At 65.0% G+C, this 19,859-nt stretch carries 16 protein-coding genes; 8 read left to right on the forward strand and 8 right to left on the reverse strand.

The features are described from left to right. Window positions 1-230: 230 nt before the first annotated feature. Window positions 231-974: a substrate-binding periplasmic protein gene (locus B0T39_RS18885; protein ID WP_141111298.1), complete on the reverse strand. Its 744-nt coding sequence runs from the start codon at window positions 972-974 to the stop codon at window positions 231-233. Window positions 975-1,284: 310 nt separating this feature from the next. On the opposite strand from B0T39_RS18885, the gene B0T39_RS18890 reads away from it, so the two are divergent. Next, entirely contained in the window at window positions 1,285-2,220 is a 936-nt protein-coding gene (locus tag B0T39_RS18890; protein WP_081549291.1) for a GlxA family transcriptional regulator, read from the forward strand. Between the two features lie 48 nt (window positions 2,221-2,268). Here B0T39_RS18890 and B0T39_RS18895 read toward each other — a convergent pair whose 3' ends face one another. The 6 genes from B0T39_RS18895 to B0T39_RS18920 all read right to left on the reverse strand — a co-directional run bounded on the left by B0T39_RS18895 (window position 2,269) and on the right by B0T39_RS18920 (window position 8,659). Then, complete coding sequence (locus B0T39_RS18895; RefSeq protein WP_081549323.1) at window positions 2,269-2,739, reverse strand: thioesterase family protein; 471 nt, start codon at window positions 2,737-2,739, stop codon at window positions 2,269-2,271. Beyond that, window positions 2,732-3,694, reverse strand: coding sequence for an L-carnitine dehydrogenase (locus B0T39_RS18900; RefSeq protein WP_081549293.1), 963 nt, complete (start codon window positions 3,692-3,694; stop codon window positions 2,732-2,734). Before B0T39_RS18900 ends, B0T39_RS18895 begins: the two co-directional genes overlap by 8 nt. A gap of 1 nt (window position 3,695) precedes the next feature. Next, window positions 3,696-4,598: a 3-keto-5-aminohexanoate cleavage protein gene (locus B0T39_RS18905; RefSeq protein ID WP_081549295.1), complete on the reverse strand. Its 903-nt coding sequence runs from the start codon at window positions 4,596-4,598 to the stop codon at window positions 3,696-3,698. Continuing rightward, window positions 4,595-5,551, reverse strand: a complete 957-nt coding sequence (gene choX, locus B0T39_RS18910) for a choline ABC transporter substrate-binding protein (RefSeq protein ID WP_081549297.1) — start codon at window positions 5,549-5,551, stop codon at window positions 4,595-4,597. The genes B0T39_RS18905 and choX overlap by 4 nt, the downstream gene beginning before the upstream one ends. A 230-nt stretch (window positions 5,552-5,781) precedes the next feature. Then, window positions 5,782-7,854 carry a M60 family metallopeptidase gene (locus B0T39_RS18915; RefSeq protein WP_081549299.1) on the reverse strand — a complete coding sequence of 691 codons (2,073 nt, stop codon included), beginning with the start codon at window positions 7,852-7,854 and terminating at the stop codon, window positions 5,782-5,784. 319 nt (window positions 7,855-8,173) lie between these two features. Beyond that, window positions 8,174-8,659: a hypothetical protein gene (locus tag B0T39_RS18920; protein ID WP_081549301.1), complete on the reverse strand. Its 486-nt coding sequence runs from the start codon at window positions 8,657-8,659 to the stop codon at window positions 8,174-8,176. A 496-nt stretch (window positions 8,660-9,155) separates the two neighbouring features. On the opposite strand from B0T39_RS18920, the gene B0T39_RS18925 reads away from it, so the two are divergent. The 7 genes from B0T39_RS18925 (at window position 9,156) to B0T39_RS18955 (ending at window position 17,254) form a co-directional block, all read left to right on the forward strand. After that, window positions 9,156-10,412 (forward strand): MFS transporter, encoded by a 1,257-nt coding sequence (locus tag B0T39_RS18925; protein ID WP_217806281.1) that lies wholly within the window; start codon window positions 9,156-9,158, stop codon window positions 10,410-10,412. A 29-nt stretch (window positions 10,413-10,441) separates the two neighbouring features. Then, window positions 10,442-11,566: a LuxE/PaaK family acyltransferase gene (locus B0T39_RS18930; RefSeq protein ID WP_081549303.1), complete on the forward strand. Its 1,125-nt coding sequence runs from the start codon at window positions 10,442-10,444 to the stop codon at window positions 11,564-11,566. 1 nt (window position 11,567) lies between these two features. Then, window positions 11,568-13,991: an acyl-CoA reductase gene (locus B0T39_RS18935; RefSeq protein ID WP_081549305.1), complete on the forward strand. Its 2,424-nt coding sequence runs from the start codon at window positions 11,568-11,570 to the stop codon at window positions 13,989-13,991. Further along, window positions 13,988-15,262, forward strand: coding sequence for a phenylacetate--CoA ligase family protein (locus B0T39_RS18940; protein ID WP_081549308.1), 1,275 nt, complete (start codon window positions 13,988-13,990; stop codon window positions 15,260-15,262). The genes B0T39_RS18935 and B0T39_RS18940 overlap by 4 nt, the downstream gene beginning before the upstream one ends. Beyond that, on the forward strand, window positions 15,259-16,170 hold the full coding sequence (locus B0T39_RS18945; RefSeq protein WP_081549309.1) for a GNAT family N-acetyltransferase: 912 nt from the start codon (window positions 15,259-15,261) through the stop codon (window positions 16,168-16,170). Before B0T39_RS18940 ends, B0T39_RS18945 begins: the two co-directional genes overlap by 4 nt. 296 nt (window positions 16,171-16,466) lie before the next feature. Then, window positions 16,467-16,847 (forward strand): DUF1484 family protein, encoded by a 381-nt coding sequence (locus tag B0T39_RS18950; protein ID WP_141111299.1) that lies wholly within the window; start codon window positions 16,467-16,469, stop codon window positions 16,845-16,847. Window positions 16,848-16,864: 17 nt separating this feature from the next. Further along, window positions 16,865-17,254 carry a hypothetical protein gene (locus B0T39_RS18955; protein ID WP_081549313.1) on the forward strand — a complete coding sequence of 130 codons (390 nt, stop codon included), beginning with the start codon at window positions 16,865-16,867 and terminating at the stop codon, window positions 17,252-17,254. 347 nt (window positions 17,255-17,601) lie between these two features. Here B0T39_RS18955 and B0T39_RS18960 read toward each other — a convergent pair. Next, the coding region (locus B0T39_RS18960; RefSeq protein ID WP_217806282.1) for a restriction endonuclease subunit S at window positions 17,602-19,859 on the reverse strand (2,258 nt) is incomplete at its 5' end.

Genomic DNA, 19,859 nt, shown 5'->3' on the forward strand with positions numbered 1-19,859 from the left:
GGAGCGTAAATGCGGAAGAAAGACGGCGAAGCGGCCGCGGGCGGGCAGGCGGAACAAGGCGCGGAGGCAAGTACGGCCGGTCGACGCGCATATGCTGCCGGCAAGGCTTATGCAGGACACTAGCGTTGATGGCGCGGCTTGTAAAGCTGCGACAAGCGCCAGTTGCCAGCCCGGGCGAGCGCCCGCGGCGGGCGGCGTCGGCTGTTGCGTGCGCGCGACGGCGGGGCCGGCTAGAAAGCCGGACGAGGCGTTTCCGCCAACAACCGTCCCACGGTGCCGTCCTGCAGCATGGAGCGCACCGCCAGCGCGATGCGGCGCTTGTGCGGGGAGCGCGGGGACAGGCCGATGCGGCGCGGCTCCGGGGAGTACAGCAGCAGTGGCGCGCGCCTTACGTATTGGCGGAATTCGGGGTCGGCGGCCAGCTCGGCGGTTTGGCGTTCGTCGGCGATCAAGGCGTCGATGCGGCCGGCCTTGAGCTTGCGGAAGTTGGAGTCCAGCGACGGGGCCGGCTCGCGCCGCACGCGCAGGTCGCTGTCGAATTCGTCCTGGTAGCGCACGCCCTCCACCACGCCGATCAGAAAGGGGTAGAGCTGACGATAGCTGCGCAGCGGCCGCGGGTCGTCGGCGCGCTGATACAAGGCCAACCGGCTGCCGGAGGCGAAGGCGGGTTCGATGAAGTCGATGAACTCGCGGCGGGCTGCGGTGTTCTTCACCCCGATCACCACATCGGCCTTGCCCTGGCGCAGGTATTGGAGACAGCGAGTCAGCGGGCAGGGGAGAAAGACCAACCGCAGCTTGGCGCGCCTGGCCATCTCCCGCATCAGCTCGGTGTACGGGCCTTGCGGCGCGCCGTGCGCGTCCATGGTCTTCCAGGGCGGGAACAGATTGTAGGCGAAGACCAGCGCCGGCTCCGCCACCGCGCACTGCATGCCTGCCAGCAGGCAGACCAGGGCCAAAAGGGACTTGAGTTTCACAATGATGAACAGGTGCGAACGGGCGTCGGCGGCCCCACGCCGCCGACTGCAGCCAGAGAGCCATTATCGGACGGCTGGGCGCGGCGCGGGCGGAAAAATTCACCGTTCCGAAAAAAAACCATGAAAACAATATGGTATTGGAAATGTCCGCATCGGCAACCTGTCCCATTGGCTGGCGCGGCGCGGATCGGCGTGGATTGCCGCGCGTCGGCTTGCCGTTTGCAGTGGATGAACGGTAGGCTATTGATTGTAAACATGTTTAACGAAGGCGCGCCATGGGTTTCATCATCGCCGCGGACAAGGGCTGAGCATGCGGGATTTCAGCTTTGTGCTGCTGCCCGAGTTTTCCATGCTGGGCCTGCTGGCGGCCACCGAGCCCTTGCGCGTGGCCAACCGCTTTCACGGCGGGGCCTATCGCTGGCGGCTGTTAAGCGCCGATGGCCGGCCGATTGTTGCCAGCAACGGCATGTCCTTGGCGGCGAATGGCGCCTGGGGCGAGTCGGAGGCGGCCGACGCGGTGCTGGTGGTGGCCGGCTTTCATCCGCTGCGCCACGGCGGCGCCGGCCTGCTGGCCTGGCTGCGCGGACAGGACGCCGCTGGCCGGGTGCTGGGCGGCATCGACACCGGCTGTTTCATCCTGGCCGAGGCCGGACTGTTCCGGCAGCAGCGGCTGACCCTGCACTGGGAGGCGCTGCCGGCGTTCCGCGAGCGCTATCCCTTGCTCAACGCCACGCAGGAGCTTTACGAACTGGGGCCGCGGCGCATCAGTTCCGCCGGCGGCACCGCCTCCATCGACATGATGCTGGCCTTGATGGCGCGCAGCCATGGCCATGATCTGGCGGTGCAGGTTTCGGAGCAATTCGTGCTGGGGCGCATCCGCGCTCAGAGCGATCATCAACGACTGGAACTGGGCGCGCGTTACGGCGTGCACAGCCGCAAGCTGATCCAGGCCCTGGCCCTGATGGAAAAACATATGGACGCGCCGCTGGACAGCGCGGCCTTGGCGGCCGGGGTGGGCGTGACGGCGCGTCAGCTGCAACGCTTGTTTCGCGCCCAGCTGGGCGCGGCGCCCAATGTCTTTTACCTGGGGCTGCGTCTGGAACACGGGCGGCGCTTGCTGCGCCAGAGCGGGCTCAACGTCACCCAGGTCAGCGCGGCGTGCGGCTTCGAATCCGCCAGCTACTTCGCGCGCGCTTATCGCCGCCGCTTCGGCTGTGCGCCTGGGGTAGAGCGGCGCGAGGCGTGAGGCGCTCTCAGAGTCTGTTCAAAAGCGCGGTAGGCACTGAACAGGTTCTCAGCGCATCTCGATGCGGCGGCCGCAATCCTCGGGCCAGGGCTGGCCGGCTTGTCGCCGCGCCAGCGCGTCCAGGCTTTGTCGTACCGGCGCGGAGAACGGCGCGCTCCGGCCCAGCCGGGGGTCCACATTGAGCAGCATCAGTTCACAGCCGGCCGCGGCGTGGGCCTCCTCATCGCGATGCAGGCTCAGGTAGAGCCGCAGCCGCTTGGCGTCGTGGTCCAGCAGCTGCCCCTCCACCCGCAGCTCGGCCTGTTGGCGGATTTCGCGCAGATAGCGCAGATGCAGCTCCGCCGTGTACAGGGTGTGGCCGCCGCGCTCGCGCGCCGCGGCGTCCATGCCGATGCGCTCCATCAGCGCGTCCACCGCGTGGCTGAACACCAGCAGGTAATAGGCGTCGCGAACGTGACCGTTGTAGTCCAGCCATTCCGGCCGCGTTTGCGCGCGGAGCAGGACGAGGCGCTTATTCATGCGCGGCCAGCCCATGCTTGCGCTTGACGGCCGCCACCGCTTCCATGATTCCAATCAGGCAGTCGTCGCGATAGCGCTCCATATCCGCGATGGAGCGTTGGCCCAACTGGCGCGCGCAACCGTCCACCACCCGGTCTATCAGCGCTTCGCTCAAGTCCGGGGCCGGCAGCCGGGTCCAGGGCAGTTGCAGCGCCGGGCCGAACTGGCTCAGAAAGTGGCGCATGCCGGCTTCGCCGCCGGCCAGGGCGTAAGTCTGGAAGGTGCCCATGAAGGCCCAGCGCAGGCCGGCGCCGAAGCGGATGGCGTCGTCGATTTCGCCGGTGGTGGCCACGCCGTCGTTGACCAAGTGCAGCGCTTCCCGCCACAGGGCCTCCAGCAGCCGGTCGGCGATGAAGCCGGGCACCTCGTGGCGCACGCGCAGCGGCCGCATGCCCAGCGCCGTATAGACGTGTTCCGCGGCGTCCAGCGCCTGCGGCGCGGTGTCGTGTCCGCCCAGCACCTCGACCAGCGGCAGCAGATAGACCGGGTTGAATGGGTGGCCCACCAAGCAGCGCGCGGGCCGGCGGACGTCCTGGTAAAACTCGGAAGGCAGCAGGCCGGAGGTGGAGGAGGCGATGATGACCGTCTCCGGCGCGGCCGCGTCGGCGCGGCGATGCAGCTCCCGTTTCAGCGCCAGCGTTTCCGGCGCGCTTTCCTGGATGAAGTCGGCGGCGGCGGCGCAGTCTTCCAGCCGTGAGACGAAGCGCAGCCGCTCGGGCGCGGCGCCGGCGGACAGGCCGCGGCGTTCCAGCGCCGGCCAGGCGCGCTCCACTTGGGCGCGCAGACGCGCTTCGGCCTGCGGCGCGGGGTCCCAGGCCAGCACGTCGCGGCCGGCCGCCAGCGCGCGGCAGGCCCAGCCGCCGCCGATGACGCCGGCGCCCAGCAGGCCCAAGGTGGCGATGTCGGTACGGTGCATCTCAATCTCCTTTTTCGCCGCGCGGCGGCAGGCCCAGGTGGATCCGGCCTTCCGCCGGCGTCAGCACCCGCGCGCCCATCAGGTCCAGTAATTGGCGAGCCTGTTCCACCAGCGCGCCGTTGCTGGCGTACACCCCTTTGGCCAGATACAGATTGTCTTCCAGCCCCACCCGGACGTGGCCGCCCAGCAAGGCCGCTTGCGCCACCATGGGCATTTGCAGCCGACCGATGCCAAAGGCCGCCCACTGCGCGCCCGGCGGCAAGCTGTCCACCATGGCCTTCATCGTGGTGGTGTCGGCCGGCGCGCCCCAGGGAATGCCCAGGCAGAGTTGGAACAGCGGCGGCGCGTCCAGCAGCCCCTCGCTCAATAATTGTTTGGCGAAGCGGAGGTGGCCGGTGTCGAACACTTCCAACTCCGGCTTGACGCCCAGTTGCTGAATGCGCCGCGCGCCGTCGCGTAGCTGCCCGGGCGTGGCCACGTAGATGAAGTCGCCATCGCCGAAGTTGAGCGTGCCGCAGTCCAGGGTGCAGATTTCCGGGCGCAATTCCTCCACATGCAATAGGCGCTCCAGACCGCCGACCAGATCCGTGCCCGGCCCCAGCGGCAGGGGCCGCTCGCCGGGGCCGATCTCCACGTCGCCGCCCATGCCGGCGGTCAGGTTGAGAATCATGTCCACGCCGGACGCGCGGATGCGCTCCACCAGCTCCCGATACAGCGCCGGCTCGCGGCTGCCCTTGCCGGTGAGCGGATCGCGCACATGGCAGTGCACCACGGTAGCGCCGGCGCGGGCCGCCTCCACCGCGGCGGCGGCGATCTGCTTGGGCGTGACCGGTATCGCCGGGTGCTTGCCCACGGTGTCGCCCGCGCCGGTGACGGCGCAGCTCAGCACGATATCCCGGTTCATGGCCCGCTCCCTTCGCCTTGGCGCAGATAGGCCTGGACCGCGGGCAGGCCGGGTTTGCCGTCAAAGGAGGAGACGCCGTCCAGCCAGCGTTCCAGCGGCTGAGGGTTGGCTTGCAGCCATTGGCGCGCGGCGCGGGCGGGCGGGACCCGTTTGAGGATGGCGTTCATCACCTGGTTTTCCATGTCCAGGCTGAAGCGCAGCTGGCTGATCAGCTTCCCGGCGTTGGGACAGCGCTGCATGAAGCCGTTGGCCACCACGGTATAGACCTTGGAGCCGCCGTATTCGGCGCCAAAGACCTGGTCGCCGCCGGCCAGATAGCTTAGCCGCATCAGGTAGTTCATCGGATGCGGCTCCCAGGCGAGGAACACCACCATGCGTTTTTGCCGGATGGCGCGGGATACCGCGGCCAGCATGCCGCTTTCGCTGGACTCCACCAGGGTGAAGCCTTTCAGGCCGAAATCGTTGTTGGCGATCATCCGCTTGATGATGGCGTTGCCCTGGCTGCCGGATTCTATGCCGTAGATCTTGCCGTCCAGCTGTTTGCGAAAGCGCGCGATGTCGGCAAAGGTGCGCAGGCCCTGTTCCGCAAGCTGGTTGGGCACTGCCAGCGTGTATTTGGCGCCGCTCAGATTGGGTTCGGGCAGTACTTGCAGCGCCTTGGCCTGTAGAAAGGGCGTGATGGCCGGCGTTTGCGACGGCACCCAGTAGCCCAGATACACGTCGATCTGCTGATTCTTGAGCCCGGTGAAGGCGATGGGTTCCGAGGCGAGCTGAGTGCTGGGCTGGTAGCCCAAGCCTTGCAGCACGGCGGAGGCCAGGCCGGTGGTGGCCGCGATATCGGTCCAGCCGATGTCGGCGAAGCGGATCTTGCGACAGCTTTCCGGCTCCGCGGCCCAGGCCTGGGCCGCCAGCGCGCCGCACAGCAGCGCCAGCCAGGGGGTAGAGAGTTTCATGTCGGCTTCTCCCGCAGGCGGTTCCGTCGCCGGCGGACAGCGCCGGGCCGCTGGGTTGGAAGGCATGGCCGTGACCATGTTGACGCCGCGGACTCTGAGGGAGCCTGGGCGTAAGGACCAATCTAGGCGGGCGGCGCCGAATGTTAGCGCACGGGAGCGACCAATGCCGTCACTAGGGCGACCGGGCCGGCCTCGATAAACGAGGCCGGCGCCGTTTACGGAACCCGAGTTTACGGAGTCAGGTACTGGCTGCCGTCATAAGCGCCGATGAAGGTCCAATTGCCGTTGCTGACGCCGGTGGTGGGAAAGTAGCCGTAGTTCGCGTTCTTCAGCACAAAGTAGTCGCGGGTGGAGCGATAGGGATTGTCGTAGACATAGACGTCCCCCACCGTGCCCGTTCGACTCTCGCTCCAGCTGTTCAAACGGCTCTTGCGCTGCGAGGTCAGCATCGCCAGGTCGTAGGACTGGGTGGCGGACAGCGGGGCGCCGTTGTAGCTGTCCAGGAACTGCCAGCCGGCGTTGCTGCCGCCCTCGGTCGGGAAGTAGCCGTAGCGCGCGGTTTTCAGCTGGAAGTAGTCGCGGGTGTTGCGGTAGGGGTTGTCGTAAACGTAAACGTCGCCCGGCGTGCCCGTGCGGCTCTCGCTCCATTTTTGCAGCGATCCCTTGTTGTACGCGGCCAGAATCATCGCGTCGTAGCCTTGCGCGCCGGGGCGGCGCAGCTGGATGGCGCTGCCCAGCGTCATCTGGGTGACGCCATCGCTGACGGTGACGCGAATCGGCGCGTACGCGCCTTGCAGCGCTTGCGCGGGCGCGGTCAGCGTCGCCGTCGCGCTGTTGCCGGGCGAACCGCCGAAACCGGGCGGCAACTGCCACTGGTAGCGCAGCGTCTTGCCGCCGGCGTTGCTGACCCGCGCCTCCACGCTGAACGTGCCGCCGGCGTTGACAGAGGCCGGCAGCGACACGCGGCCGGCCAGGCCCTGCTGTTCAAGCGGGTAGCGATAGAGCAGGCTTTCGTCGCGGTTTAGCCAGATCGGCTGCGACAGGGCGGGCAGGCTGCTCAGGGTTTGCCGGGTGGTCGTGTTGGCCTTCAAGCCCCATTTGTCGAAAAACGGGGCCAGGCTGTGGCCGGCGACGCGGCTGGTTTCGATGATGAAGCGCTGGCGCTTGTCCTCGTCGCTGGCGGGCAGCTCGGCGAAGGGCATGCTGCGGTAGCGCTGCCCCAGCCGGCTGTAGAAATCCTTGCCAAAAGCCAGGTCCAGCTGCCAGAACATCGCCGCGCGTACGAACAAGTCCGCTTGCGCGTCGTAAGACGGCTGCGCCTGGTTCAGGTGCTGGCGCACCAGGTCCCATTTGCCGCCGGTTTCCAGCCGCGAACGCTGGCCCAAGGCCCGCTGCACATAGAGCGAGGTCAGGTTCACCGTTACCTCGGTCTGGTCGTTCCAAGTCATCGCCGGCATCTGGTAGTGATGGCCCAGCTCATGCCAGGGGCCCCAACCGTCCTGCTGCAGCAATTTGGAATTGGCCACCGAGCCGGCGCCGCCGACATTGGTGCCCAGCCAGTAATTGCTGGCCGACATATAGCCGCCGCTGCTGTCCGGTTTGGTGACGAACTGGTACTGGAACGGCGTCGCCGCGTGCGGGTAAGGGTTGCCGGCGGCCAGGCCGTATTGTTCCTCGGCCAGGGTGACGATGCGGTCCCACAGCGTCATGGTGGCGGTCGGATCGTCCACTTGCTGGCGCAGGATGGACTGCGGCATGGTCACGATCATGCGCTTGCCCACCAGCTCCGCGTAGGGCTCGGCCGACAGGCGGTTCAGCATGGCGTTCCAGTCCGCGCTGCTGTGCTGACCCAGCACGAAACGCGGTATTTCACGGCCGCCGCTTTGCAGCGTCGCCACGATCTTGCCGCTGCCGGGCTGGCTGCGCGGCGCGAAATAGATCACGCCGTCGTTCTGCGCGGTGATCTGGTTGAGGCCGGGGCGCAGCTGGACCACCTGATTGGACGGCATCGCGCTGTTGGCGTTGGCGATAGGCTCCAGCCAAAGCTCAGGAGGGAGATTGGGCGGCGTGCCCTGGTAGGCGATATTGACGCTTAGCGCTTCGCCTTTGCGCGCCCAATAGCCGGTGGACTGGGTGGGATGGGTGAGAAAACCGCGGCGGTGCGCCAGCAGCCACTCGCTGGGATCGCCGCGTTGTTCCAGCGTCAACTGGCGCGGCGCGTCGGCGACGGCGGGCAGAGAGAACAGACTGGCGGCCATAGCGGCGCCGAGCCACAGACAGGAACTGAGCTTAGATGCGTGCATATTTCTCTTATTCCATCAGGCCATGCCGGACTGCTGCGGGCGCTGGGCACGGCCTGTCCAGTTGCGGGTTGCGCCCTGGTCCCCGTTGGCTTGATGGGGGGACCTACCCACTGGAGTCCGCTTCTTATTCCAAAGTTCTTGTTTTATTCAGGTAAATATTTACTTTGGGCTGATTGGCTTTTTCAGTACATGGACATTTCTAGTGGCGAACTCGGCTAACCAGACCCGCAGTTCAAAGCCTCGCGAGCAAGGGCGAGACAGGGCGTTGCCCCCGGGAAGCGCAGCGGGCTTTGAACCGGTTTTCAGCGCCGCGCCGCGCTCAGCGCACCACCAGCGCTTTCACCCGCCAGGCCAGCTTGGCGTCGATGTCGGCGGTTTGCAGTTCGCGGAAGTCGTTGAGCGGATACATCATCCATTGGCTGAAGCCCATCTCCTCCAGCGGCCGGCCGTTGATGCGCAGCGCCAGGATGGGTTGATAACGGCTTTGGTCACCAGGCGGGATCACCACCTTGTACTGGTCTTCGGTCACTACTTCCACCGGCCGCCCGGCCGCGCCCACGACGCGCAGGATGGCGGAGAGCGTGGGACCGGTAAAGGCGGACTTGGGCGTCCAGGTAGTCTTGGTCTGGATGGTGCGTTGCTGCAAGCGTTCCAGCTCGGCCTTGCTGAAGTGGTATTCGCCGGCGCTGGCTTGGTTGGATACCTTGATCTGGCCGGAGACTACCAGGGCCGGAGGCGCGCCGGCCCAGGAAGGGGCGGCGCAGAACAAAGACAGGAGGGCGGCAAAGGACAGGATGGATCTCATGGGGATGGACTCCTGAAGGGGGAATGTCGATGAAGATGACATTCTAACCTTGAGAATCCATTGTCATGCTTGCCGCTGCGCAATAAAACCAGTCCATCCCGAGTTTGGGGCCTTCATCGCCCAGCGCGATTTAGATGCTAGCTGTGAAAGTCGTTTCTCAATCAATTAATGGTTTTAATTGAGATTGTTTTGTTGTGCATTAACAAAATTGCCATCTGCATATTATTTTATATTATGGTTTATTTGTATAAATATCCGTCGCCAAACTTGGATATTAATATATTTACTCTAGAATAACTGTCCAATAGGGCAGTCAATTCAAACAAAAAGCCTGTCTATAATCTCGCCCCTTCTGAGTAGTTCAATGTCATGTGTTGAGCCTGCTCGATCACCGAAACAAATGCCGCGCCATCCATCTCTCCGCGTTGCTTTTCATTGTCGGTTTTAAATTGCCCGTGGTTTTTATAGGGCTGCCATTCAATTACCTTGATATTTTATGAGTCAAAACGTAATTCAATCCTTGCTGCCTATTTCCCGAGGCCGCGCGCTAGGCTTTTGCCTATTGCTGGCCGCTTTCGAACTATTGACTTATATCGGCAGCGATATGGTGATGCCGGCCATGCTGCAAGTCGTCGCCGACTTGAACGCCGACGCCCGTCACGTGCCCACGGCGCTCAACGCCTACCTGCTGGGCGGGGTGGCTCTGCAATGGCTGATTGGCCCATTGTCAGACCGTTATGGCCGCAAGCCGCTGCTGGTGGCCGGCGCCGTTGGCTTCGCCCTGGCTTGTCTCGCCGCCGTCGGCAGCCGCGATATCGAGCTGTTCAATCTGCTGCGCTTCATCCAGGGCCTGTCTCTGGGCTTCGTGATGGTGGTCAGCTACCCGGCGCTGCAAGAAGCGTTTCCGGAAAAAGACGCGGTGCGGCTGATGGCCTTGCTGGCCAATATCGCGCTGCTGTCGCCGCTGATCGGCCCGCTGCTGGGCAGCTTGTTGCTGGGCCTGTTGCCGTGGCGCGGCTTGTTCGCGCTGATCGGCGTATTGGCGGCCTTGGTGGCAGTCGGCCTGTGGCGCTGGATGCCGGAAACCCTGGGCGTGGAGCGGCGCGACGGCAGCCGGCTGGCGGCGAGCCCGCTGCGTCTGGGCCGCAGCGCGCGTCAGTACGCGGCGCTGCTGCGCAACGTCCCCTTCATGCACGGCAGCGTGGCGTTGGGCCTGCTGTCCATTCCACTGGTGGGCTGGATCGGTCTGTCGCCGCTGCTGCTGATGCGCGGCCTGGGCTTGTCCGGCATCGAATATGGCCTGTGGCAGCTGCCGGTGTTCGGCGGCTTGATCGCCGGCAATCTGACCTTGAACCGGCTGGCGGTCAGCCTGGAGCTGGAGCGGGTGCTGCGGCTGGCGCTGTGGCCCTTGTTCGGCGGCCTGGCGGCGATGCTGGCGCTGACTTGGTCCAGCGGCGCGCTGCCGGCGCTGGCGGCGGGCCTGACGCTGTACGCCTTCGGCCTGGGCCTGGGCCACGCCACCCTGTACCGCTTCACCCTCTACGCCAGCGACAGCGGCAAGGGCGCGGTGGCGGCGATGCTGGGCATGATCTCCACCGCCTTGCTCGGCCTGGGGTGCAGCGCGCTGGCCTGGCTGGGCGCAGGCGCCGGCCTGCAAGCCTTCGCCGGCTGGGCCGCGCTGGGCGCCGGCCTGGCGGCCTGGCCGCTGTGGCGCTTGCTCAAGCAGCGCGCTTACGCGCTGCAAGCGGCTTGAATCCCCATTCTCACTCCCGGAGCTCCACCATGCTGAACCATGTCGACGCGCTGTGCGCGCTGGAACACCCTTATCGCGCCGATGCCGACGGCGACCGTCTGTTCGACGCCGCCATGCGCGAGCTGAGTCATTACCACTGCGAACACACGCCCGGCTATCGCCATTGGCTGCAGGCCAACGGCCTGAACGCCGCCGCGCTGGAGACGCTGGACGATTGGTCGCGGCTGCCGCCGCTGTTCGCCAACTACTTCAAACGCCAACTGGTGGTAAGCGCCGCCGGTCAGGACGCGCTGGAGCTGACCTCCTCCGGCACCACCGGCCAGAAAAGCCGAATGCGTTACGACGCGCGCAGCCTGGGCGCGGCGCAAAGCATGGTGGACCGCATCTTCCGGCATTACGGCTGGGACACGCCGCAACAGCCGTGCAACTACCTGCTGCTCAGCTACGAACCGGCCGGCGCCATCACCCTGGGCACCGCCTACACCGACCAATTCCTGTGCAAGTACGCGCCGGTGAACCAGGCCTGTTACGCCTTGCGCCACAACGGCCACGGCAACGAGTTCGACCCCTTCGGCGTGATCCGCGCCTTGCAGGACTTCGCCGAACAAGGCCTGCCGGTGCGCATGCTGGGCTTCCCCGCCTTCCTGTGGTTCGCACTGGAACGCATGCGGGAACTGGGCCTGCCGCCGCTGCAACTGCACCCGGAATCGCTGGTGTTCCTGGGCGGCGGCTGGAAAACCCACGCGGACCGCGCCATTCCCAAGGCCGAGCTGTACCGGCGGCTGGGCGAGCAACTAGGCATCCCGGACGCTCGTTGCCGCGACGGCTACGGCGCGGTGGAGCATCCGGTGCCTTACGTGGAGTGCGAACGCCATCGCTTCCACCTGCCCAGCTACGCCCGCGCGGTGATCCGCGACACCGCCAGCCTGCGGCCGCAACCCTACGGCGCAGCCGGCTTCCTCAACCTGCTGTCGCCCTACATCACCTCCAGCCCGGCCCACAGCATCGTGATGGGCGATCTGGCCGTGCTGCATCCGGCCGAGAGCTGCGGCTGCGGCCTGGCCACCGACTGGTTCGAACTGCTGGGCCGCGCCGGCACCAGCAAGAGCCGCAGCTGCGCGGTGGCCGCCTCTGAATTGATCAAGGAATCCTGATATGTATCTATTGAACGGAACACTGAACACCGCGGTGGACGCCGCCGCCGCGCTGGCGCAATTGCAAGCTGGCCTGCCGGCCGCGCTGGCCCGGCCGCCGGCCTTGGACGCGGTGCTGGATTGCGCCGAGCGCTTCGCCGCCGCGCTGCCGCAACGGGCGGAGGCCCTGGGCCTGGACGCCGCCGCCGTCGACGCGCTGCAAGGCTTTTGCCGGCGCGAGGCGCTGGAAGCCAAGGTCCGCCGCGAGCTGGGCGAACAGGCCTTCTCGCTGCGCCGCTTCGACTACCGTCAGTCGCGCTTCGAAAGCTGGCGGCCGCTGGGCCTGGTGGCCCACATCACCCCGGCCAATGCGCCGCTGCTGCCCTTCATGGCGGTGTTGGAAAGCCTGCTGGCCGGCAACGTCAACTGGCTGCGCCCCAGCGGCAGCGACCAAGGTCGCAGCGCGCGGCTGCTGGCCGATTTTCTGAGCCACGACACCGCCGGCGTCCTGGCCGCCCACGTGGCGGTGCTGCCGCTGGCCACCGACCAACTGGCCGGCCTGCTGGCCCGCGCCGACGCGGTGTCCGCCTGGGGCGGCGACGCCGCGCTGGAGGCGATCCGCCGCCAAGTGCCGGCCGGCTGCCGCTGGATACCCTGGGGCCACCGCATCAGCTTCGCCTACCTGGACCCGGGCGCGGCGACGGCGGCCGATTACGACGCGCTGGCCGACGACGTCTGCCGCTTCGACCAGCAAGCCTGCTCCAGCCCGCAATGCCTGCTAGTGGACAGCGAGGACGAAGCCGTCTTGCGCGGCGCGGCCCAGGCCATGGCCGCCGCGCTGGCGCGCCGCGCGCCGGCTTGGCCGGCCTTGCAGCCGGACGTGCAGGAAGCCGCGGAAATCTCCAGCCAGCTGGCCATGTTGCGGCTGGACCAGTCTTTCGCCGGCGTGGCCGGCGCGGTGGAGCAGGGCGAGGGCTGGCGCGTGGCCTGGGCGCAGCGCCAGGAACTGGCGGCCTCGCCGCTGTTCCGCACCCTGCAACTGCGGCCGGCGCCGCGCGCGCGGCTGGTGGAACTGCTGCTGCCCTGGCGCACCCATTTGCAAAGCTGCGGCCTGATCGCCGCGCCGGAACAGCTGCCGGCGCTCAGCCGCCTGCTGCTGGACGCCGGCGTTGGCCGGCTGTGCCCGGCGGGAGCGATGCACGACGGCTACGCCGGCGAGCCGCACGACGGCGTCTACGCGCTAAGCCGGCTGACGCGGCGGGTGTCGGTCAGCCTGCGCGACGGCCAACTGCCCGGCCATGCGACGCTGGACGCCTTGCCGCCGCCGCCGGCCGGCCTGGACGCGCTGCCGGTGATGGACAAGGCGGCCTTCCAACAAGCCGAGATGGGGCCGGCCGCCCAGCTGTTCTTCCGCAGCGGCGGCAGCAGCGGCGAACCCAAACTGGCCGGCTTCAGCTACCGCGACTACCACCGCCAGATGCAAGCGGCGGCGGACGGCCTGCTCGCCGCCGGCCTGGACCCGGCGCAAGACCGGGTGATGAATCTGCTCTACGGCGGCAATCTCTACGGCGGCATGCTCAGCTTCTTCACCATCCTGGACAAGCTGGGTGTGCCGCAATACCCGATGGGCGGCCCGGTGGACGACGATTTCAGCCAGATCGCCCACTTCATCGTGTCCCGCGGCGTCAACACCCTGGTGGGGATGCCGGGCACCTTGCAGCGCCTGTTCGAATGCGAGGAAACCGCGCTGCGTGCCTACGGCGGCGTGCGCAAGCTGTTCTGCGGCGGCGAACACATCAGCGACGGCCAACGCCAGTTCCTGACCGGCTTCGGCGTGGAACTGATCCGCTCCGCGATGTACGGATCGGTGGACGCCGGCCCGCTGGGCCACGCCTGCGGCCACGGCTGCGACGGCGAATTCCATCTCTTGGCCGACATCCAGTGGCTGGAAATCCTGGAACAGGACAGCGACCGCCCCGCAGCGCCCGACGCCGTCGGCCGCCTGGCCTTCACCTCGCTGGCGCGAGAGGGCCAGCCGGTGCGGCGCTACGATCTGGGCGATCTGGGCCGCTGGCTGCCCGGCCACTGCGGCTGCGGCCTGCCGTCGCCGCGCTTCCAGCTCACCGGCCGCCACGGCGCGCTGCTGCGCGCGGGCACCATCTTTGTCAATCCAACCGAGCTGTCCGCGCCGCTGGGCCTGGCTTTGCAATGGTTGGTGGACCACGCCGCCAACGGCTGCGACCGCATTCGGGTGCTGGCCGACGGCGACGCCGAGCAGGTGCGCACCCGTCTGCTGCAACACCCGATGCTGAACGAGGTCGTCAGCGGCGGCCTGCTGCAACTGGAAGTCATCGCCGCCCCGGCCAGCCAGTTCCAGCGCCATCCGCAAAGCGGCAAGACCCCGCTGGTGTTGGACCTGCGCCGCAAGACGGAGCCGGCGCGATGAAGGCCGCCACGGAGGCCGGGCTGCGCCGGCTGGTGGAACACGCCCGCGCTCATTCGCCGTTTTTCGCTGAGCTGTACCGCGAGCTGCCGGCGGACTGGACGCTGAGCGATCTGCCGCTGATCGAGCCGGCGGACTACTGGCGCCAATGCCAGCCATTGGAAAACTGGCCGGTGCTGAGCGGCCCGCTGGCGGACGGCCATGTGTTCAAGACCGGCGGCTCCACCAGCGAGGGCAAGCTGTCGGTGTTCCGCCGCGACGAATGGCAGGCCTTTGTGCGCGCCTTCGGCCAGGGCCTGGGCCGGCAACTGCTGCCCGGCGACCGCGTCGCCAACTTGTTCTTCGCCGGCGATCTCTACACCAGCCTGCTGTTCATCCACGGCGCGCTGTCGCACTCGCCGGCGCCGGTGGTGGAGTTTCCCTTCACCTGCAATGTCGAGGACGCCGCGCTGGCCGACGCCATCGACACGCTGGACATCAATGTGCTGGCCGGCGTGCCGGTGCAACTGGTGCGCTTCGCCAGCTGGCTGCAACAGGCCGGCCGCGCGCTGCCCGGCGTGCGCTGCCTGCTTTACGGCGGCGAAAGCCTGTTCGCCGAGCAACTGGCCCTGCTGGGCCGGGTGTTTCCCAATGCCCGTATCGGTTCCATAGGCTGCGCCAGTGTGGACGCCGGCCTGATCGGCGCCGCCGGGCCGGATTGCGCCCAGGGCGAACACCGCGTGTTCGACGCCGACACCATCGTCGAAATCATCGACGAGGCCAGCGGCCTGCCGATCACGGAGCCGGACCGCAAAGGCCTGCTGGTGGTCAGCAATCTGCAACGGCGGCTGATGCCGGTGATCCGCTACCCCACCGGTGATCTGGCCTGCTGGCGCGAGCCGGCCGGACGGCCGGAACGCAAGTTCGCGCTGCAAGGGCGCGCCAGCCGCGGCCACCGCGTGCGCGTCTGCACGCTGTCCTTGTTCCCGGACGAGCTGGACCCGCTGCTGCGGGGGCAGGACGGTGTGTTGGCCTGGCAGCTGCTGGTGGGCCGCCGCGACGGCGTCGACACCCTCAGCTTGCGAGTGGCCAGCGAATACGCGCCGGCCCCGGCGGCGGAGCCGCTGCGCGAACGGCTGCTGACGGCGCAACCGGCCTTGGCCGAACTCTGCCGGCAGGGCCTGCTGCGGCTGGACGTCGCTTATTGCGCGCCGGAGGCCATGCTCACCCATCCGCGTTCCGGCAAGCTGATGCGGGTGGTGGACCAGCGCCGCTACGACGAGGTGGCGGCATGAGCATCGCCATCCGCGATTTCCAGCCGGACGACGCCGCCGGCGTCAGCGGCTTGTTCCGCGCCATCTACGGCGAACACTACGTCTATCCGGACGTCTATCTGCCGTCTATGATCCGCCGCCACAACGCCGCCGGCCGCTGGCATTCCGCCGTCGCCGTGAGCGGCGGCCGCGTGCTGGGCCACGCCGCGCTGTGGCGCGACCCGCATTGTCCGGGCAGCGCCGAGCTGGCGCTCAACGTGGTGCATCCGGACGCGCGCGGCCAGGGCCTGGCCACCGCGCTGGGCCGCCATCTGCGCGCCCAAGGCGTCGCCCTGGGCCTGAGCATGCTCACCATCAAGCAAGTGTCGTCCCACGGCCAGAGCCAGCGTCTGGCCAAGACTCTGGGCTTCCACACCACCGGCCTGCTGCTGGACTACGTGGCCTCGCCGTTTGGCCAGCCGCAGCCGGAAAGCATCGTGTTGGGCTGCCTGCCGCTGCAAAGCCGGCCGATCCCGGCCTTGAACTGGCCGGCGGCGTGGCGGGAATGGCTGACGCCGCTAAGCCGCGCCTTCGGCAGCGCGCCGCCGCCGGCGCTGGCACCTGCCGGCGGCCTCAGCATCGCTAGCCACGGCCGGCGGCTGGAAGTGGTGCTGGAGGACATCAGCGGCGGCCGGCTGCGGGAAGTGGCGGCGCTGCCGGCCGGGCGGCTGGTCTACGTCAGGCTGGCGCTGGGGCCGGACGCCCCGCGCGCGGCGGCCGTGCTGCAACAGGCCGGCTTCGTCTGCGGCGGCCTGGTGCCCGGCCCGGACGGCAGCTGGCAGGCGTTGCTGCTGCGGGGGCATGGTCAGCAGGAACTGGCGCTGAGCTGCCCTTTGGCCAATCGTCTGCATCTGTTGAGCCGGCAGGTGGCGGCGGCGGATGCCGCCTGAGGCTTCTGTCCCTCTCCGTTCCTTGACGGCCTCTGCCAGCCTGTTTAGGCTTGGTCCCGCGTCGTGCTCAATCACACGGCGCCGGGCTGGCAAGCCTATTAATCATTCCTCCGCAGATACATCGGTGCGCTTTGGCACCGTTACGTCTGCTGCCACGCCGTACCCATTCGGGGCGGGCCGTGGCAGGGAGTCCTCTGGACTGCCGGTCTTTGTGGAATGAACCGGTCTTGCCACCTTGTCACGTGCCTGTCCTAGCCTCGCCTGGGCAGGTTTCCAAAGATGACATGGAGACCGTAATGACCTTTTCCACCTTTCCCCCCGCGATTCCCCCTCCCGCCTGTCCCCATTGCGCAGGCCAACACCCCACGCCCGCCGCTGTGCCGGTGATGGAGCAGCTACACCTTTGTTCCCAGCGCTTGCCCGCCGCCGCCGGCGATGTGACGCTGCTGGGCGAATTGGGCCAGCAGCTCAACCATTGCTATGTCGAACTGGACACCGCCCTGCTGCGCGGCGTGATGGACATGCGCGCCGCCCACACCGGGCTTTTAGCCTTGCTGACTTTGCTGGAGCGACGCGACGAGCCGCTGCTGTTCAGCAGCGAAGAAGCCTTGGCCTTGCTGGAGCCGATACAGCAGCGCTTGAAACAAGGCTTGGATCACTTCAACCACCTGCTGTGATTCCGGGGAGCATTGCCATGATGAAACTGCTGATCCAGCACAATCAGGCTCTCAAGCGCGCCGCCCGTTTGATCATTGCTTATGAGATGCGGCTGGGGGTGATTTCTCTGGCGGAGAACAACCCAATCCACCCGGCCAACACCGAGGACATTCATCAGGAAATCAAACAGGCGCTGGCGGATTTCCTCCATTGGCGCAAATGGCAGGGCGAGCACGAACCTGCCCGCGCCGCTTTATTGCAGATGTGGGCGTCCGGGAAATGGACCAACCGCGACACCTGTGTGCGGCAGTGCTATCGCCTGGCGGGGTTCAAGAATATGGTCACCGCCCGCCAGGCGCTGGTGGGCGCGCCGCCGCCGGAACCTTTAGCCATCCAGAGGCAACGCGCCATGTGGGCGGAGCCTTAGAGCCTGTTCACGATCTGCTGCGCTTCGGCGATACGGCGTTAAAAACAAGCTCAAAATGCTCATGTACCACTCGTACATTCCGCTTTTTCGCTCGTTTTCGCCTTGTCTCGCTCTTGCTCACGAGATCGTAAATACGTTCTTTGAACCTGTTCAAAGGCTGCTGCGCGTGGAAAGTCGTTGCTCGGGGTATGGCATTTTGAAGCGGTTTTGAACGCGGCATAGCCGACGCGCAGCAGATGGTGAACCGGTTGTCAGTCGAGCCTGATGTCGCTGGCTTGGGAGAGCTGTACCCGAGAGATTTCTGCTCCGGGGACAGTCCAAGGCATACAAGCATTCAACAGCCATCGTCAATCGAAACTGAGTCTTGCCTGCTGCACGGTTCTGGGGGGCAATCCTCGGGGCATGAAGTTTTCTTTGCGCAACCAGTCAAGCCACCGGCCTAGCTCGGCGGGAGTGAAACGCGCTTTGCGCTCGTGCCAGTTTTCGCGAACCTCGGCAATGATCTGTTCATCCGTGGCTTGCACGCCATCAATCAAAAAGTCGTTCCAGACCGCGAACAGCGTGGCGATGATCTCAACCTCTTCGGTCTTTTTGTCCGCCAGAGTGTAGATCAGACGGTCAAATTCAGCCTTCTGGCTGGGCGACATCAGGGCCTCGGCTTTCGCCGCGGGCGCTGACAAGGCCGACAAGCAGCGGTACTCGGTCTTTTTCCTGCCGTTGGCCAGAGTCTTTTCATGGACCTCAAACCAGCCTTGGTCTTGGCCTTGCCGCTCGAAATCATAAATCCAGGTATCCAGCGGCCCGGCGGCTTCACGTTCGGGTTTCAGATCCAGCTTCAGGCCAGCATGCGCTTGCGCCAGATAGATCACTTTGGCGGCCGCGGTTCGGCCGAAGTATTGGGCGTTGGCGAGTTTGTTGATGGCATAGCAGCCGATGCTGGCTCGGTAGCTTGCCAGATCTGTGATTGGCACCTCTTTTGAAAGCGATGCGGGCTGTGGTTCTTCCACGGTGTTGCCTTGCGATTGGACGTGAATCAGGGCATTCAGTAATTCGGACTGCTTGCTGGTTGTGGCATCGATCTGCTGATCTAGTGAGTCACATAGGGCCATCAATTGGTCGACACGAGCGACGATGCGGTGTTGTTCTTGGAATGGGGGCAGAGGAACTTTCAACTGCGATATTTCTGTACTATTTACATTTTTCACCCCGCTGGTAGTTCTAATTGGCCCCTCAATGGCCTGCCGGGTCATTTCACAATCAAACACAAAATATAAATAGCATGGATTTAATAGCTTCCCATTAATCCTAATTCTCATCAAATATCCAGCGTAGCAGAAGCCAGACGATTCTTTCCCAACGATAGCAGCTCTGCCAACCAAACCCTCACTACCATTTGAGCGTATTACCAATAAATCACTTTCATTCAAACCAAGGTCAGTCCTTTCTTTTTCTGATAAATCAGCATATTTCAAATCGCCTATGCTTATTCTTCCCTTGGAAATGTTTGGTATCCTAAGGACTGGAATAGTACCTCCGTCATAATCACACTTCTTCGAAGTTCCATATTTCAAGCTTAAGAAAACATCCTGCATCCGACACCATTCCCAACCATCTGGCAATTGATAGGGCACTTCCTCCAGATTGATAGGCTGCAACGGTTTAGATTTTTTGACTTTTCCTTCCTTTACCAGCCACTGTTTTTCAGCTTCGATTTCTTTCAGCAGTTCTCTGGCTGGCTGATCGCTCGGATCTTGTGGAGCGAGTTTTCCCATCACCGCCAGCTGCAGGATGGCTTTACGCAGTTCGGCGATGTTTTCCTTGACGGTGTAGAGCTCGCCGAAGTGTTCGGAGAGGAAGGCTTGGGCGCGTTGGTGTTGATCGGGTTCGGCGATGTTCAGCAGTTGCTTGATGGCTGCGGTATTAACGGTCAGGCGCGCTTCCTGCTGTGCAGTACGTAGTTTTTCCAGTTCATCGCAGCGCGCCATTAATTCGTCGATTTTGGCGACGATACGTTTTTGCTCTGCCAGAGGTGGAAGTGGAAATAATGTTCCAATGATTTTTTCACGGGAAATATTCGGCTGTGCAGCACCTGCACTCTGACTCAAGAAGTACGGTTTTAGTGATGTTATTAGGTAAAACAAGTAAATTTCATCAAAATTCGTATAGGTTTTACAAGAACACACGGCCTGATTGGTTGCAGCTTCTATTTCCAAAATTCCGACTTCACCAATGTTGGCGCCATACATAGCGACCAATATAGAACCTTTGCTATTGATATGTAGAGAGCACTTATCTAATGCTGCTTGGGTTACTGTTTCTTCCGTATTTCGAATGCGCCCTTGCTTAACTTCTCCCGACTTCACCCATGGAATATTTCCACCATAAAAAGTCGAATTTGAGCGGCTTGGTGTTGAACCTGATTTCCATATCCCAATTTCCCCCAACCTCACCCACTCCCACCCCTGTGGCAATACATAAGGGGACTTCCAGAAACCTCCCGTTCTGGCATGATCTGACCTGCCCCCTGACCGAGACACACCCATGAAGAGCCTGTTCGCCGCCGAAGAACGTGAAAGCAAACTGTCCAAGCTAGGAGACCCGCTGA

The sequence above is a fragment of the Chromobacterium haemolyticum genome, assembly GCF_002081825.1.
Classification (GTDB): Bacteria; Pseudomonadota; Gammaproteobacteria; order Burkholderiales; family Chromobacteriaceae; genus Chromobacterium; species Chromobacterium fluminis.